This is a genomic window from Thiorhodococcus minor (genome assembly GCF_010820565.1).
Classification (GTDB): domain Bacteria; phylum Pseudomonadota; class Gammaproteobacteria; order Chromatiales; family Chromatiaceae; genus Thiorhodococcus; species Thiorhodococcus minor.
Genome location: NZ_JAAIJQ010000106.1, coordinates 1 through 15,911, shown reverse-complemented (window position 1 = coordinate 15,911; position 15,911 = coordinate 1). Strand labels below are relative to the sequence as shown.

The 15,911-nt window shown below is 65.6% G+C and carries 17 protein-coding genes; 9 read left to right on the top strand and 8 right to left on the bottom strand.

The features are described 5' to 3' along the window. Nucleotides 1-277 precede the first annotated feature (277 nt). The gene (locus G3446_RS23115) at nucleotides 278-1,297 is read right to left on the bottom strand and encodes a hypothetical protein (protein ID WP_164455738.1); all 1,020 of its coding nucleotides are present in this window, start codon (nucleotides 1,295-1,297) and stop codon (nucleotides 278-280) included. 826 nt (nucleotides 1,298-2,123) lie between these two features. On the opposite strand from G3446_RS23115, the gene G3446_RS28840 reads away from it, so the two are divergent. Further along, a complete protein-coding gene (locus G3446_RS28840) occupies nucleotides 2,124-2,255 on the top strand; it encodes a hypothetical protein (protein WP_280818880.1) in 132 nt (43 codons plus the stop codon). Nucleotides 2,256-2,364: 109 nt separating this feature from the next. On the opposite strand, the gene G3446_RS23110 is transcribed toward G3446_RS28840, so the two are convergent. The 6 genes from G3446_RS23110 to G3446_RS28380 all read right to left on the bottom strand — a co-directional run bounded on the left by G3446_RS23110 (nucleotide 2,365) and on the right by G3446_RS28380 (nucleotide 6,802). Next, on the bottom strand, nucleotides 2,365-3,651 hold the full coding sequence (locus tag G3446_RS23110; protein ID WP_209262586.1) for a type II toxin-antitoxin system HipA family toxin: 1,287 nt from the start codon (nucleotides 3,649-3,651) through the stop codon (nucleotides 2,365-2,367). After that, a complete protein-coding gene (locus tag G3446_RS23105; protein ID WP_164455736.1) occupies nucleotides 3,638-3,979 on the bottom strand; it encodes a helix-turn-helix domain-containing protein in 342 nt (113 codons plus the stop codon). The genes G3446_RS23110 and G3446_RS23105 overlap by 14 nt, the downstream gene beginning before the upstream one ends. A gap of 443 nt (nucleotides 3,980-4,422) precedes the next feature. After that, nucleotides 4,423-5,304 (bottom strand): DUF3037 domain-containing protein, encoded by an 882-nt coding sequence (locus G3446_RS23100; RefSeq protein WP_164455735.1) that lies wholly within the window; start codon nucleotides 5,302-5,304, stop codon nucleotides 4,423-4,425. After that, nucleotides 5,301-6,119: a HipA family kinase gene (locus tag G3446_RS23095; protein ID WP_164455733.1), complete on the bottom strand. Its 819-nt coding sequence runs from the start codon at nucleotides 6,117-6,119 to the stop codon at nucleotides 5,301-5,303. The genes G3446_RS23100 and G3446_RS23095 overlap by 4 nt, the downstream gene beginning before the upstream one ends. Continuing rightward, nucleotides 6,097-6,546 (bottom strand): hypothetical protein, encoded by a 450-nt coding sequence (locus tag G3446_RS23090; RefSeq protein WP_164455731.1) that lies wholly within the window; start codon nucleotides 6,544-6,546, stop codon nucleotides 6,097-6,099. Before G3446_RS23090 ends, G3446_RS23095 begins: the two co-directional genes overlap by 23 nt. A 46-nt stretch (nucleotides 6,547-6,592) precedes the next feature. Beyond that, nucleotides 6,593-6,802: a hypothetical protein gene (locus G3446_RS28380; RefSeq protein ID WP_245232703.1), complete on the bottom strand. Its 210-nt coding sequence runs from the start codon at nucleotides 6,800-6,802 to the stop codon at nucleotides 6,593-6,595. A gap of 161 nt (nucleotides 6,803-6,963) precedes the next feature. Between G3446_RS28380 and G3446_RS23080 the strand changes: the two genes are divergently transcribed. The 6 genes from G3446_RS23080 to G3446_RS23055 all read left to right on the top strand — a co-directional run bounded on the left by G3446_RS23080 (nucleotide 6,964) and on the right by G3446_RS23055 (nucleotide 11,945). Further along, nucleotides 6,964-7,386, top strand: a complete 423-nt coding sequence (locus G3446_RS23080; RefSeq protein ID WP_164455727.1) for a hypothetical protein — start codon at nucleotides 6,964-6,966, stop codon at nucleotides 7,384-7,386. Next, nucleotides 7,367-8,167, top strand: a complete 801-nt coding sequence (locus tag G3446_RS23075; RefSeq protein ID WP_164455725.1) for a phage antirepressor N-terminal domain-containing protein — start codon at nucleotides 7,367-7,369, stop codon at nucleotides 8,165-8,167. The genes G3446_RS23080 and G3446_RS23075 overlap by 20 nt, the downstream gene beginning before the upstream one ends. Nucleotides 8,168-8,273: 106 nt before the next feature. After that, the gene (locus G3446_RS23070) at nucleotides 8,274-9,290 is read left to right on the top strand and encodes a hypothetical protein (protein ID WP_164455724.1); all 1,017 of its coding nucleotides are present in this window, start codon (nucleotides 8,274-8,276) and stop codon (nucleotides 9,288-9,290) included. Continuing rightward, nucleotides 9,277-10,080 (top strand): hypothetical protein, encoded by an 804-nt coding sequence (locus tag G3446_RS23065; protein WP_164455721.1) that lies wholly within the window; start codon nucleotides 9,277-9,279, stop codon nucleotides 10,078-10,080. Before G3446_RS23070 ends, G3446_RS23065 begins: the two co-directional genes overlap by 14 nt. Before the next feature lie 87 nt (nucleotides 10,081-10,167). Continuing rightward, the gene (locus G3446_RS23060) at nucleotides 10,168-11,025 is read left to right on the top strand and encodes a GNAT family N-acetyltransferase (RefSeq protein ID WP_164455718.1); all 858 of its coding nucleotides are present in this window, start codon (nucleotides 10,168-10,170) and stop codon (nucleotides 11,023-11,025) included. 2 nt (nucleotides 11,026-11,027) lie between these two features. Further along, the gene (locus G3446_RS23055) at nucleotides 11,028-11,945 is read left to right on the top strand and encodes a polysaccharide deacetylase family protein (protein WP_164455716.1); all 918 of its coding nucleotides are present in this window, start codon (nucleotides 11,028-11,030) and stop codon (nucleotides 11,943-11,945) included. 267 nt (nucleotides 11,946-12,212) lie between these two features. Here the strand turns inward: G3446_RS23055 and G3446_RS23050 are convergent, their stop codons facing one another. After that, entirely contained in the window at nucleotides 12,213-12,671 is a 459-nt protein-coding gene (locus G3446_RS23050; RefSeq protein WP_164455715.1) for a lipocalin family protein, read from the bottom strand. A 375-nt stretch (nucleotides 12,672-13,046) separates the two neighbouring features. Between G3446_RS23050 and G3446_RS23045 the strand changes: the two genes are divergently transcribed. Together G3446_RS23045 and G3446_RS23040 are read left to right on the top strand one after the other, a co-directional pair. Next, a complete protein-coding gene (locus G3446_RS23045; protein ID WP_164455713.1) occupies nucleotides 13,047-13,535 on the top strand; it encodes a hypothetical protein in 489 nt (162 codons plus the stop codon). 908 nt (nucleotides 13,536-14,443) lie between these two features. After that, nucleotides 14,444-15,874: an nSTAND3 domain-containing NTPase gene (locus tag G3446_RS23040; protein ID WP_164455711.1), complete on the top strand. Its 1,431-nt coding sequence runs from the start codon at nucleotides 14,444-14,446 to the stop codon at nucleotides 15,872-15,874. The last annotated feature ends 37 nt before the right edge of the window (nucleotides 15,875-15,911 follow it).

Below are 15,911 nucleotides of genomic sequence, written 5' to 3'. Positions count from 1 at the left end.
TCGAAGTCGATCCTGCCTCGTTTAATTCCAGGGCAGAGTGTGCCACTGAATTGAACGGGGTTTTCGTTCAGGCACTAGATAAGCCGTGCCTAGGGGCAGTACTCTCGGCAGAAAGAGCGCATTCCTTAGATCGCCGTCGTACTCGAAGAGGTTGAATACGTTGAGGTCGAGCGTGCCGGCGCCGATGTCGACGAGGAAATGAAGACCATCATTGCGCAGCGGCGAGTGTGCATAGCTGACCGTTACTGCGATCGCTCAGGGCTACCGACCTAGTGTGTCAGTGTTGCGGTCCGTGGCCTTGGGTGCTGCTGAGGCTGCTCGCGTGCCGATCGCAAAATGTCTCGAAATGCCTTTCCACATCTTGTTGCGAGTAGAGAAAGATGCGGTCAACCAGCATTTCGATCGTTTCTGCGGGTGTCTCCGCGATGCCATCGTCGCCGCGTAACGCCTCGCCGAGGCGCTTCCGGCCGAGCCGATGTGCAATTCCGGTGAGCGCCCACATCGCATCGGCACGAAGCTCTTCCGGACCATCAAGCATCGCTGCGACCAGAGGCCTAACAGCTCGCTGGTCGCCGGCTCGGCACAGGAATCCATACTGCTCGTAAAACGCGACTCTTGCGAGAACGAGCTCCAGCAAGGCGTCTGCGGCACGCGCATCTGCGAGGTCGATCAGACCCCAAAGCGGGCCGATCCAGTGTGTGGTCGGCGCGGATCGCGCGCTCTCGAAGAAGGCCCACAGTCGGTCGGCGGCCGAATGCGCATTGAGCAGGCCAATCGCAACACACGCCAGACTGCGCCCGTAGTCGTCTAGCGTGTCCCAGCAATCGATCAATGCGTCCGATCCGGCATTTCCACACCACCGTAGAGCGCCGATGAGCCGCTCTTGCGCACCGGCACTTGCCTTCCGATGCAAGCGCATCCAGTCGTCACTCTGCAACCGTGTGACGATCGCTGGCGCAGCGCTCGTACCAAACTCCCTCATACGCTTGAGCCAGGCATAGTCAGCCAGTCCGGTTGCAACCGGTGTGAGATCCAAGACGGCTGCCAAGTCCGTGGCCTGCTCGATCTGTCGAATCTTGCTCGCGTCACGTTTCCAAAGAAACGGCTGTACATCCATTGTCGTCTCGATCAGTTTTTCCTGAACGGCAAAGTCCAGGTGCATCGTCCGCCACATTGTTTGCGCGCTGGGCATCGCAACCGGTTGACGATGTCTCGGCTGCATCGTCGGACGTGCTACTCCCCGGCTGCGCGTTTTCTGTTTCTTGCGGCGGCGTTTCTCATCGCGGTTCTTCGACATGTCTGGTTACGAGGGTGCTTGTTGCCTTGGTTCTGAATCTGGCTTGCGAGTTGCTTGAGAGCGGCAGGCCTTCTCTTTGAGCTGGAGTTGGCTGCGCCAAGACTTGGTTTGACCGCGTTCCGCTTGGTGATCCGGTTGCTACGCGATCGGCTGCCGAGCCCCTAGGAGGCGGATCCATGAACCGGTGGACGGCACGACTGCGAGAGGCAATGAGTGTGCGGGCGGGTGAGCCAATCTCAGTCGTTTGATGGGGCTCCCCTGGAACGACACCCGGTGAAGGCTCGGCCAAAATGATGCCGCAACGAAGGCCATGCTCTAGCCTTCCGCGGGGTGGGGTAATTTTGCCTCGCCGCCGGGTACACGAAAAAGGCTTAGCATCGCATTGATGCCAAGCCTTTGTCTTTTATGGCGCGCCCGGAAGGATTCGAACCTCCGACCACCTGGTTCGTAGCCAAAAATACACAATTCAGACCATTGTAAAACAAAGGCTTAGTCGCTCGCGCTGTGCGATTTTCTGCCTCAATCGGTCTCAATATGGCCTCACACGGCCCCAGTTCCGCACGTTTTCCGGCACAGGGTTACGGCGGTCAGCTCCGGATTTTCACCAAGGCTGGTGGCTGTTCCAGGTGCCGACTCGGTGGCCGATTCGACGAGGCCCAACGCCGAGAGTGACGACGCGACGTTTGCGCATGAGACCACCACGCATGGCCGTGTCCTGCCACGGTGACCGGCACCAACGGGTGCCGTTGCGGCTAGGCTCACGGCATGAACCGAGCCACGATCACTTTGCCAGATGACCTGGAGCAGGCGCTGGAGCGCTTCGTCGATGAGCAGGCAGTACCTGGGCGAGCGCGGGTATTTGCCGAGCGTCTCCGCCTTACGCATTCGCCCGGCCAAACAGGGCAGGGGCAAGGGCGATATCGGCCTCTCGCACGATCAGTACCGCTCCTCGACGTGACTTGGGCCTTTCTCGCCGATACCGGAACGCGAGGCGCTGCGGTCGATCCCGATGACCCGTACCGCGTGGCCACCGCTCGGATGACTCTGTCATGGTGCTCCGGCGTCGGTCAGCCGGCATCGCCGCGCGGGAGCCGGAATCCCGGATAGACGAACGCGCGGCTGATCTTCTCGCAATCCCGTTCCGAAAGGCCTTCGCGCCGCGCGGTTTCATACCAGCGGCTCCTGATGCGGTCTTCCATGTCTGCGATCAGCGCCGCGGCTTCGTCCGGGCCGAGATAGAACCGCGCGCTCTGGGAGAGCAGGTTGCCGGCGTGGGCGTAGCGACCCAGGTCGCCGCACTGCATCGCCAGGTCGCGACGCTCCGTGCTGATCGGCGTCGATGGGGTCAGGTCGTAGGCCGGGGAGAGCCTCCATTCCTGATCTTTGGCGATGATCGCGTGATTGCGCGGATGGTCGTCGGTGTTCGAGATCAGCGCGTTGAAGCACATGCGCCGGAACAACTCGATCGCATCCTCTTGCGGGCGGCCGGACACCCGACGCAGCTCTTCCGCCATCAGCACATAGGACCAGCGGTCCCGATGCCGGTGCGTGTCCTCCGTGCGCAGCAGTGTCAGGCCGCTGACCATGCGGGCACGCCGGTAGCCGTCTTCTGTCTTTTCACGGTCGAAGCGCTTGACCAGCAGGACGTCACGGTCCCCGACCGTCATGATCCGGCTCTCGGCGCTGTGAATGCCGCAGGCGCGGGCGAGCACGAGCATCGCCTGCTCGGCGCGTGCGTGATTCCATGGATCGTCGGGGCGGTTGAGCTTGGCCAGCCAAAGCCCCTGCGCATCCTCGACCACCGCTTTGGGCCGCGCGCCACCCATCGATGTGCCGACCAGCATCAGATCCTCGACCTGGTCGGCCGACGCGCTTGGTGCGACGTCCTCGTCGGCGATGATTGCGTCGGCGATGCGCTGGAGCTTCTCAAGCGTCAGCGTCTGATTGAAGTGTCGCTGCGGAGGCGGCGGTGTCTGGTTGAGGCCGAACCCCAGCGCCCCGGCACGGTCGTCGGGCGCATTGAGCAGATAATCGAGCTCTCCCAGCAGCGGCTTGCCCACATGCTTTTCGATGACGCGGCGGCCCCAGTAATCGGGACCCGCGTCGCGCAGGGCGCCGAACACGCCGCCCAGTGCCGTCGTGCGCTGCGTGCCTGTGCCGAGCTTCAGCTCGACCGGATCGATCGGGACGGCGTCAGGACGCGCGAGATAGGAGCGGCCATAGACGAACCGGCCGACAGGCGTGCCCGTCCGGTCGGTCTCGAGCGCAAAACGGCCCGCCGTCACAAACTCCGTGCGGCCCGGAAGCGTGATGTAGACATAGCATTCCTGCGCGTCAGGCTTAGAAATCATCATCCAGCTCATCCTTCGCGCGGGCGCGTGTCCGACCTCGTGCCAGCTCCAGCGTCAGGCCTTCCTCGTCCTTCGCCGGATCGGCCAGCGCCGTCACTGGGTCCAGCAGACCATAGGTCCAGAGCAAGGCCAGGTAGACGACCGCTCCGGTCGACGGCTTGCCCTTCTCGGCATTCATCACGGCACGGGGTCCCGTGCCGATCTTTGCGGCGACCTCGTCGATCGTCAGGTTGCGCCGCAACCGTGCCGTGCGCAGGTTTGCGCCGAGGCGCTTCATCGCCTGCTCGACCTCATAAGGCGGTGCGGTGGTTAGAAGGTTGCTTGCGGTCATCTCTGCGTTCAAGAGACGTTTATGTCTTTCTATGTGCTCTTCAAAGCATACCACGCTCTTCCGGACGTCGTGAGAGACGGCGTCCGCCTCATCCTCTCGGTGCGGCTCTCATCGACATCCGCGCGCCCCGACCTCCCTCCCGGAGGAGATTCTAGAGGCGCCTGCTCCGTTCATGCCGGGGGGTGTCGGTGGTTGCGGCGCCGTTTGTTCTCGTGACGGGTCGCCAAGGCAGCTGGGCTGGGTCATGAGGGATGGAAAGGGCGCGAGTGCCGAAGCCTGGCGGCTGGGGAAGAGGCGGCGTATCCGCGGCCCGCAGGCGCTTGCGCAGGTCGCTGTGTCGACAGGAGGTGCGGGGCTGATCCAGGCGGCGACTGACGCCGCTCGGCTTCGGCACGTTGCTCCGCGCCGTCGATGCGGATAACGACCCGATTTCAGGCAGCGCTTCAGGCGCGGGCGCCCGCCTGCTCCGACCAGCTCAAGACACGCTCGGCCAGCGCTTCAGGATCGTGCTCGGCCTCGCACGGCATGCCCTGAACACCCAAGCGCCACGTCGTCATCTCGATCACCTGATCGATCTTGCGCTGCTGGGCCTCGTCATAGCCCGGCTCCCCCGGTGGCGGGCGCAGGATGAAGAGACCGCCCGTGTCATCGGGGAACAGCGTGCGGGCGGCATCGAGGTCGGCTTGTGCCCGCAGGGCCGTGATCTCGCGGCGCTCGCTGCGCGTGTGCCACACGGAGATCAGAGTCGCGAACTGGCTGGGCGCGCGGATCGGCATATCGAGAAGCTTGCCGCCGTTGACGGGCCAGATGGGATTGGGCGCCAACAGCGAGGCCGACAGGGGGGCCTTGCGCACCATGGCCTCGAACACTCGCTCGCGTGCCGTCTTGGTGTCGATCATGTGGGTGTCACGGGTGGCTTTGCGGTCGGTCTGGGGGCTTGGCTCGAGGGTCACGGTCACTTGGTACAAATCCTCGAGAATGGCCTCCAGGCTGTCCCCCGCGGCGTACTTCAGTGGACTGAAGAGCAGATGCGGACTGGGCGAGCGCAGGGCCTCTTCGGGATGGCTCCAGCCATGCCGGAGCAGGTCGAGGAGGAAACGCAGCTCGTCGCTGTCGATGCGCTCGCCATAGAGACAGTGTAGGCGAGTGAAATCGGTCAGCAGCTTGGCGTGGATGCGCCCATCCTCGCCGAGCAGCCCGACGCCGAGATTGAGCCGCTCACCGGTGGATAGGTCTGGGATGAAGCGAATGTTGAACCACTGTCCGCTGACCGCTGGGGTAGGGACGGGGGAGGCCATCTGACGGAGGTTCGCGTAAAGACTCATAGCGGTAGCATCTGATAGCGCTCACAGATCTGACTCTCGTGGGTCCGATCGTCGAGGAATTTGGCCGCGGCCGCTCGCTGCGGCTCGTCCAAGAGCTTCATCCACCAGTCCAGTAGACTGGCGCGGGCACGCGTCAGTGCCGGGCCGTGGTTGTCACGAGCCTCCTGCGCGAGCCGGGCACGGTACCCCGGGGTCTGTGATTCCGGGGCGAGCGCGTCGCTCAGATCGTTCCTGTAGGGGATGTTGGTCCCCAGCAGGGTCGCCGCGCTCCAGCCAGTCCCGCCGAAGATCTGACCATGGTCAATCAGCAGGTATCGGCGCTTGCCCACGCGCAGGAGATTGCCCAGATGCCGATCCACGTTGGCGATCCAATCGTCGAAGGCGATGATCCTCGCCACCTCGTCGGCCTGACGCAGCTCCTCGAGCAGGAATGGTCGAAGTCCCAGCCGCCCATGGGTTTCGGTCGAAAGTGGGAAATGGAGGCTTGGCGCCATCATATCCAGGGTGCACCACCCGGGAATCGAGTGGCCCGGAAGAGCCTGCGCCCAAGCGGGCAAGTCCGGTACTGAGCGCTTGGGCACAAAGATCACCGCCGCGCGCTCCGGAACGCGCAATCCAAGGCTGGCCGCGAGCAGATGTCCCGTGATCTCGTTGACGAGTCCGTGGTTGGTTTCCGGGTAGAGCTTGACGTAGGCCTCATGAAGCGGCCCGTCGCCGAACCAGACGCGTGCCCGATGACTGGCTTCGATTCCGGCGTCCGGGAGCGGCTCGAGATAGCTGCGATAGGCGCCTTCACTCAGCAGTTGGATCGTCATCCCTGACCGTCCTCCTCAAGCGCTCGTACTTGCCGGTCGTGCTCGCCAAGCGCGCGGCGAGCTGATGAATGAGCGCGATGTCGGCCTCGCTGAGCCGACCTTCCTCGGCGGCGTGCGCGATCAGCTCCAAGGCTTCCTGGGCGCGTGGTGAGGTTCGTGAGAGCAGCTGATCCAGGGACGGCGCTGTAGCCGCCGAGACCGGAGTGTCTTCCCCGTCGCCATGCGGGTGATCCATCCAGCCATGCGGCAAGCGCAGCTGCGCTTCGATGCGGCGGGCGACCTCGTCACCCATGCGGCGCACCCCGTTCTTCATCTGACTGACGTGCGCGGGGGCCAGCTCCGTGCGGTCGGCGAACACCCGCAGCGAGGGGTGACGGCGCAGGAGCTTGGCAAGATTCTCGGCACGGGCTTGGCGGACGTCCATCATGAGGGAATAGTAGCATGATGCTATGAATGCAGGATGTTGCTGTGCGCTATTGAAATGATGGTAGCGTCTTGCTATCGTTGCGCGCATGAACATGCTGACCTTTCTTGCTCGACATCCCGAGCGTCTGGCCTTCGTCGCCGCGGCGGCCGGCACCAAGCCGGTCTACCTGCGCCAGGTGGCGCGCGGCCATCGTCGCGCCGGTCACGCGCTGGCCAGAGCCATCGAGCGTGCGACGGATGGGCTGGTGACGATACACGATTTGCGCCCAGATATCTTCGGTCCGCCACCGGGCACGAGCGACGCCGCCGAGTGGGTGTCGTCCCGTGCGCTTGCGCCGCCTCAAGACGCCACGTCGGCGGCACGGCCTTTGCGGCGCCCCGCGCGGGGAGGTCGACACCGTGGCCGGCGTCGTCCGTCATGACCGTTGAGCAGACACTGGCCATCGGTGGCGTGGTGGGCGGCGTCTGCCTCCTCGCGCGGTTGCCGAACGGGCGCTACCAGGTGCGGTATGCCTGCTGCGGGCGGGTGGGGGCGCTGAGCCGCAAGCAGATTGTCACACGCCTGCGACATCCGCAGACGCGGTGCCACGCCTGCGCGAGTCGCGGGCCTCGCCGGCCACGGGGCTTTCTTCAGGATGACGAGCTTGCGGTCCACCCGCGCGCGCGGGCGCCGGGCGCCGCGTGGATCCTGGCGATCTACGCGCGCGCCGAGGCGGCGGTGCGCCGTCGCAACGGCGCAGGGGCCGAGGTGGCTGGCGACGGACCGCGATCCTCCAAGCGCGTGCCGACACTTGGCCCGCCGAGCGATTCGGGAGAGGGGCATGAGCGAAGACCAAATTGACGTGGGTGCGGCGTTCCCTGGTGATGGGGACGGTTTCCCGGTGCTGACGGCGGGGGCTGCTGCGCTTCTGCCCGTCACCTTCCAAGATCAGACCCTGTTTATCCTGGAGCACCAGGGGGAGCCCTTTACCCCCATGCGTCCAGTCGTGGAAGGGATGGGTCTGGACTGGGCGAGCCAATTCGCCAAGCTCACCGCCAATCAGGCACGCTGGGGCGTGGTGCACGTCAGAACGCCCTCCAAGGGCGGGTCGCAGAAGTCGCTCTGCCTGCCGGTGCGCAAGCTTCCGGCCTTCTTCGCGACCATCCATGCGAGTCGGGTTGCGCCCGAGCTGCGTGAGCGCATCCGTCGCTACCAGCTCGAATGTGATGACGTCCTCTGGGAGTACTGGCGGGAGCGTGTGGTTGCACCATCCGGCGCACGGCTCGCCACCGACCAGGCCGCCGATCCGATCACCTCGGCCGTACGGGCGGCGATCGAGCGGCGGGCTCATGCCCTGAGCCTGGGCCAGTACGACCGACTGCGCGACACGCTGACCGCAGTCGTGCCCTATCAGGTGCAGGAGGGTCCGCTCGACGTCGATCTGGTCGACTTGGTCGAGCAGGCCGCTGGGGACGATAGTGCCTTGGTGGTGGTACCTCGGGAGACACTTTGGCGTCTCACGACCGGCATCGCCTGCCTGGAGCTGATACAGCGACGTCTGATGACCGATCTGCAGGCTCTGGAAGCGGCCACCGGTTGTCCCTGGTACGGACGCGACGCCGAGCCGGGTCACACGCCATGAGGGCCAGGCGGGGCATCGTCCCTCAAGCTGACGTCTTCAGAGCGCATCGGCGGCGAGCCGGCATCGGCCAATGCGGTCATTCGTGCACGCGTGGGGGCGGCTAGCCATGCCCCGCACCTCCTGGAACGACGACGAGCAGGCGGCGCTACGCGGTCTGTCGATGCTCGCCCAGCTCATCTATCTGCGGGTGTTCCGTCGCCGCATGGATTATCGCACGGGGATCGCCGGTGGGCTGCACCGTCGCATCACCGCCACCACCATCGCCGAGGAGGTCGCCTTCGTGCCCGATCCGCGCAGCACCAAGAAGCGCTGGGCGCCCAGCCGCGGCGAGATCCGGGCCGCGATTGCCGAGCTGGAGCGGGCTCGCCCGTGCGACGACGATCCCGAGCGCCTGGTTTCCCTGCTGGTCGACGCCGGATCTGGAATCGAGGTGGGCTACATCAAACGTCTTCCCCTGGCCGACCGGGGCGCGTCTGTCCAGAATATGAGCAACCCGAGAACGACCCGAGAGCAACCCGGTCAGAGCCGCCCGTCGATCCACCCGGAAAATACGGTAAGAGATACTTCGAATCAATCAGTTGCGTGCGTAGCGCCACCCGATGAGCCACCTGAGCCGTCGTGTGCTGCACCTGCGAAGAACGACCCCTCCTCTGGGAGTCTGGTCTCTGGAAGAGAGGAGGTGCTCACGCACCTGTCGTGCGCCGATCGCCGCGGCGGCCGGACGCCCCCCGCCGACGCGCCCTGCCCGTCGCCGTCTGAAGGCGGGCACCAGGACTCCGTGCAGGCCGTCTTCACCCACTGGCAGCGGGTCATGGACAAGCCGCACGCCCGCCTCGACGGCAAGCGGCGCGCGGCGATCGCTGCCCGGCTCAAGGACGGCTACCGGGTGAGCGACCTGCTGACGGCGATCGACGGCTGCCGGGCCTCGGCCTGGCATCAGGGACAGAACGACCGCCAGCGCCCCTTCAACGACCTCGGCCTGATCTGTCGCGATGGCGCCCACGTCGAGCAATTTCTCGAGCTCGCCCGCACTCAGCGCCACGCCGACGCCAAGCTCGCGGCCTTTCTCAACGGCGGCGGACATCCCCGCACCCTGGAGGGCGACTTCCATGTTGTTCGATGACGAGCGGCCCGCCTTCTCCGACCTGCTCGATGAGATCGGCGAGCACTACGGGCGCACGGTCTCCGGCGCCACCAAGCTCACCTGGTGGCGCTTGCTTGCCGCGCAGTTGGATCTCGACACCCTGCGTATCCTCCTGGACCGACACCTGCTGGATGCGGAGCGCGGTCGCTTCTTTCCCCAGCCCGCCGACCTCGTGGCGCTGCTCGAGCGGACGCGGGACGGGCGTCCGAGCGCCGACGAGGCCTGGGCGCTCGCCCTGGAGAGCTTCGACGAGGCCGCGACGGTCTGTGTGACCGATGAGATCCTCGGCGCGCTCCGGGCCGCGGCGCCGGTCTGGAGCGCCGGCGACCGCATCGGCGCCCGTCTGGCCTTCAAAGCGGCCTACGAGCGCGCGGTGGCCGAGCCGCGTCGCCAGGGGCGACGCCCGCGCTGGCAGCTGTCACTGGGATGGGACGCCGAGCGCCGCCAAGTCGCCGCGCAGCAGGCGGTGGCCTCCGGGCGCCTGTCGGCCGACGCGGTGCATCACCTGCTGCCCGCGCCGCTCACCGTCGCGCGCGAGGGGCAGGCCGTGAAGCGCTTGGCGGGACCGGCGGGGAGCTTGCCGCGCGATCCGGACGCCGAGACCCATCAGCGCCTGCGCGCTCTACGCGAGCTGATCCAGCGGAGCACGGAGCGTCCAGGTACCGCGCAGGCAGAGCGTGCGGCCCTGCGACGCGAGCGTATGACACGGCATAAACGCCAGGCACTGACCGCGCTGGAGCAGCGGCGCGCCCGTCAGCCGGTGCGCTGACCACCATGGACGCGGCGCGTGCGCGACGATCCGTGTCTGAGCGCCCCGCGCCATTGCCACCTCGACCGCCAACCCAGGAGCGCGCCCATGACCACTGCGCTGACCATCCGCCCCATGACCCGCCCGGAGCTCGACACCCTGGGCGACTGGGCCGCCGACGAGGCCTGGAATCCGGGGCTCAGCGATGCCCAGATCTTTTGGGACACCGACCCCGATGGCTTCATTGCCGCCGAGCGCAATGGCGCGCTGATCGGCGGCGGCTCGATCGTCGCCTACGCGGGCCGGTTCGGCTTCATGGGCTTCTTCATCGTCCACCCCGAGCACCGCGGCCAGGGGCTCGGTCGCCAGCTCTGGCACGCGCGCCGCGCCCGACTCATCGCCCGACTTCAAGCGCCGGCCGTGATCGGCATGGATGGCGTCTTCGCCATGCAGGGGTTCTATGCCCGCGGCGGCTTCGTCTTCAGTCACCGCGATCTGCGCTTCGAAGGGGTCGGTATGGCTTCGACCCCGGACGCCCGCCTGGTCGATCTGACCGAGGTGCCCTTCGCCGAGCTCGTCCGCTACGATGCGGCGCACTTCCCGGCCCCCCGTGAGACCTTCCTCCGCGCCTGGATCGCCCAGCCTGGCAGTTGTGCGCTGGGCGTCGTGCAGGAGAGCCGGCTCCAGGGCTATGGGGTGATCCGCTCCTGCCGGCAAGGCTTCAAGATCGGCCCGCTGTTCGCTGCCGACGCCGAGATCGCCGAGGCCCTGTTCAGCGGTCTCAGCCGCCACGCACGGGGTGTGCCGATCTTACTCGACGTGCCCGAGAACAACCCGGAGGCCCTCGCACTCGCCGCCCGCCACGGCCTGCGCGAGGTCTTCGGCTGCGCCCGGATGTACTACGGACCACCGCCGCATCTGCCCGACCACGAGCTCTTCGGCGTCACCACCTTCGAGCTGGGCTGAGGGTGAACGCCTGGCACCCGCGGGATCTCCGGGGCTACGGTCGCCACCCGCCCGATCCGCACTGGCCGGGCGGGGCACGGCTCGCGCTCCAATGCGTCCTCAACGTGGAGGAGGGCGCCGAGCGCACCCTGCTCAACGGCGATGACGGTTCCGAGGACTATTTGCCCGAGCTCCCCGGCTTTCAGAGGCGCCTCGGCCAGCGTCATTACAGCGCCGAGAGTCTCTTCGACTATGGGTCGCGCGTCGGCTTCTGGCGCCTGCTGCGCCTGTTCGAGGAGCGCCGTCTCCCGCTCACCGCCTTCGCCGCCGGGCGCGCCCTCGAGCTCAACCCCGAGGCCGGGGCGGCGCTCGCCGAGCTTGGCCATGAGGTCGCCGGACACGGCTACCGCTGGATCGATTACCGCGCTGTCGATGCAGCCACCGAGCGGGCGCACATCGCCCAGACCTGTCAGATCATCGAAGCCACGACCGGTCAGCGGCCGGTTGGTTGGTATACCGGCCGGGTCAGTCCCAATACCCGGCGGCTCCTGGTCGAGACCGGCGGGTTTCTCTACCACTCCGATGCCTATGACGACGAGCGTCCCTATTGGCTGACGGAGCACGGCCAGGCCTACCTGGTCATCCCCTGCAGCCTCGTCACCAACGACATCCGCTATCTCCTTGCACCCGGCTGCGCCACGGCAGAAGACTTCTTCACCTTGCTGCGCGACGCCTTCGACATGCTCTGGGCGGAGGGTCAGGACCACCCGGGCATCCTGAGTGTCGGGCTGCATGCCCGCATCAGCGGCCACCCGGCGCGCGCCGTGGCCGTGGCGCGGTTCCTGGGCTACGCCGCAAGCCATGAGCGGGTCTGGATCTGTCGTCGGCGCGAGATCGCGACGCACTGGCTCGAGCGCTTCGGCCGACCGGGGGAGCGGTGATCACCGTCTCTGGTCAGAGGGCACCGGATGGCTTGGACCGGACACCGTTCCCTGCGATGCGAGGGGCGGCTGTCGGAGAATCCGGTCGGGTGTCAGTGGGCGCGACGCACTCCGGTCGGCTGAGCCTCTTGGTGCGGTGACGCCATCGGGTCAGCTCGGCCTCGGTCGCGCCTTGACGCAGGAGCGGCTGCCTCGCAATCGACCCGGACCGCACGTGTTCTCGGCCTCCCGCCGCCGTTGGGGGCAACCAGCCCCGGCGCGCCACAGTCATACAGCAACGCCTTGCGGCGTGGGTGTGACGCGCGCCGCGTCATAGCCCTGTGCCGCGGCGATCGCCATCGCCCGATCGTAGTCCGCCGGGTCCAGGCGCGGCGTGCGCGCGATCAGCCAGAGGCGCCGTCGGCTCGGCGTGCCCATCAGGGCCCAGCGGTACTCAGGGTCGAGCCCGATTACCCACAGATGCCCCCGAATCAGATGGAAGAACGTCAGGACCAGCTTCGCACCATCCGCGCTCGCGGGCCGGACCATCCCGTTCACTTCGGTGCGCCGCAGACCAGCGTTGGCGTTGTAGGAGACCGTTTGAACGCGGATGCGGCCGTCGGACCCCTGCGTATAGGTCGCGGTCACGTTCACCGCGCGTTGCCCGAAGCCATCCGCCTCGAGATTCGGCAGCCTCGCGACCTCGAGCCAGGTCCCCAACAGGCGCTCGAGGTCGACTTGGGCCACCGTCTCGGGCGGAGGTTGGGAGGTCGCCACACGGCGGAGGAGGGCGTTGCCCCAGGTCAAAATCCTGTCTTTGATCATGCCGTCGCAGATGGGCGTGTCTCGCGCGGAAGCAAGCTCCCTCGGCTGAAAGCGCACGACGTGGACGGTTCCAGACGCGTGCTCGCGCGCGGGCTCGGTCGGCCGCCGAGCCTGTCGATCGCTTTCGGCGCGCGGCGCGATGCCAGGCGAGAATCCTGAGCTCGCGTCCGGTTGAATCGGCGCGCCCGGCCGCTCTACTCTTGTGGGCATCCTGTCCGGGCCACGACCGACGGAACGACCCTCGGCGTCGCCCCGCATTCACCGGCAACCCCAGCCCGCTGCGGGCAAGGAGGCGTGATGGGTCGATTGTCGCCACCGGCCGAGGTCCTGCGAGCCCAGGGCGAGTCGGCGCCGGTCCAGCCGCCGGATGCGCTCCGCGTTCCGCACACCCCCTCCGTGGCCGAGATGCGGGCCTTGCGCCTCCGGCTCCTCGTCATCCCGACCCTGGCCGGCGCCGTGGCGCTGGCGATCACCCTGGCCTTGGTCCCTCCACCGCGGATGAGTCCAGACCTGGTGCGGCTGCTTCACGGCATGGTGCTGATCAAAGGGCTGATCGGCCTGGCTGCCGGAGCCCTCGTCTACCGGCGGCTCAGTCGGCCACTGAGCTCCGGGCTGGCATGGCGGTACGTCGCCTGTCTCTCGCTGAGTGCCGCCGCACTCGGCTGGTTGTGGGGCCTCTCTTGGGTGCCGGCGGGCGGGGCGCTCTACTGGGCCGGGCTGATTGGGCTGCTGCTGGTGGCCGGTCGTGATCCGCTCTTCGCCAACGTGCCTCCTCGGGCCGAGTGACCGACGCGTGTCGGAGCGGCGCCCACGGCGCTCGTTGCGCCGAGAGCGCGACAAGAACCGGGAATGGCGCACCGGCCGCCCTGGGTCTGGTCTCCCGTCTGGAGGGGCGACCCAACCCCTGTCTTGAACCGCCGCTTTCCCCCGGCGACTCCTGTCAGACGCGTTTTCACCTGAGGCATGCTTTCGCATCGGCGTGTCCGGCCATGCTCGGGGCGCAGCCTGCCTGGCTGCGTGCGACACCGCGGCGCGATGTGGCGAGAGAGGCTTCTCAGACGCCTGAGTCCCGCCATGGCGGGCGTCTCACGAGATGGCAGCTGGGGACTGTCGGGTCTCGGCTCAGACGCGAGCGGCGGGACCTGGCGTCCGGTCTTGGCGTACACTCGATGTCAAGCGACTGTGGCCGACGCCGCGGTGCGGCGTGCACCCATGGCCCAACAACTGAGCGAGGATCTGGTCGGTGCGCTATCGGAGCGAGCCCCCGGCGAGCGCCGACGGAGCACCGAGTGATCGCGCCTTATCGCCCCGCCGATGCGAATGACCGGGGATTGCTCCTCAAAGCCGCTCGTGCCGTCTGCGAGAACGCACCCCCGCCGGAGGCGGATCACTGTCCGCAGTCGGCCAACTGCGGACATCGGCCGGTCCTCTGCTGTCGGCAGGTTCACCCCGATACTGCACGTGGACGATCCGACCCCCGCCTAAGGCCTCAGAGTTGGAAGCAGACGTTTGCTCTTGTTCTGCGGCTGGCGAGTTACGAGGCTAAGCCTGCTCCTGTACCCCTCTCACCGGTTTCTCGCGTGGTCAGTAAAATCGTGACCTTGTTGGCTAAGGACCCCACCCTGGGATCTAGGGGATTGCGGATGCGCTAGCATGTGTCGCGTCAGTCCTTAACGCCTGGGATGCACGGCACGATGGCATACGATCTCACTGTTCTCGACCCCGCCGAATTTGAAGCATTGGTCAGCGACCTCCTCTCGAGATCGTGGGGAAGTCGGCTGGAGTCATTCAAAGAGGGCAAGGACGGCGGTATTGATCTGCGGCACTCCCGAGTGCTACCAGATGAACCCACGACGATTGTCCAGTGCAAACGCTACGCTGAGACTGCCTTTTCGCGGCTGCTGACCAACTGCAAGCAAGAACTTCCGAAACTAAAGAAGCTTGAGCCGCAACGGTATGTTCTGGCGACCTCTGTTCCTCTTTCCCCTGCCAACAAAGCCAAGATCCTTGGCACCTTGTCCCCTTGGTGTAGATCCACAGCAGACGTCTACGGTTCAGACGACCTCAATGGGTTACTAAGGGAGTTCCCAGAAGTCGAGCGCTCGCATTTCAAACTCTGGATCTCAGGGACCGCTGTTCTGGAAAGGGTTCTGCACGCGGGATTGTTTGCGCTAACGGAGGCAAAAGTCGAGGAGGCGCGGCATCGGCTGAGCACCCTCGTCGTTCACGAGGGCCTGGAACGAGCGCTGGATCACCTGCGTCAACGGCACCATGTTCTGATCCTTGGTAATCCGGGTATCGGAAAGACAACGCTCGCGCAAATGATCGTTTGCCACTATGTCGCCGAAGGGTTCGACGTGGCTTGGGTGGTTGGCAATATCCAAGACGCTTGGGAACGTATTCATGCCGGCCAAGACAACGAACAACGGCTCGTCATCGTCTATGACGATTTCCTCGGACGTCTTCGTTTCGAGTCTCCACGATTCGAGAAGAACGAAGAGGCGTCCCTATTCTCACTCGTAGACAAGGCTGCTAGATCCTCGGGCATTCGACTGATACTAACGACGCGAGAGTACATTCTGGAAGACGCCAAGCGACTTCACGGAGCCTTTCACGAGCGTGCCGACGCGCTAATGAAGCATGTGTTGTCCTTGGAGGATTACACAGCACGCCATCGTGCACAGATGGTCTTTAACCACCTTTACTTTTCCGACCTGCCGCAGTCAAGGCTTGAACAGTTCGTGGCCGCCAAAGCCTATCGAACCGTCATTCGACATCGCCACTTTAACCCCAGGATCGTAGAGTACATCAGCAAGTACGCAAACAGCCGAATGCGCACAGATGATGAGTTTGTCGGCTTCGTTGAAGAGGAATTCGATAATCCCTCAAGACTTTGGGAATACCCCTACATGCATGAGGTAGGACATCTGGCGCGTCAAATCCTCGCGGTTCTTTGGACTTATGGCGGCACCTGCGAACTCGAAGAGTTGCGGGATGCCATCTCGCAGGCACAAGATCGTTCACAGCCTGCGGAATTCGGTAGCACGTTTTCCGTTGCACTCAAGCAGCTCAATGGGAGCTTCGTGGCTCTCCCGGATTTCGGGGGGTCTAGCGATTCATTTTAAAACAAGCATTTAGTGGCGATTTGGGCGTACACGCAGA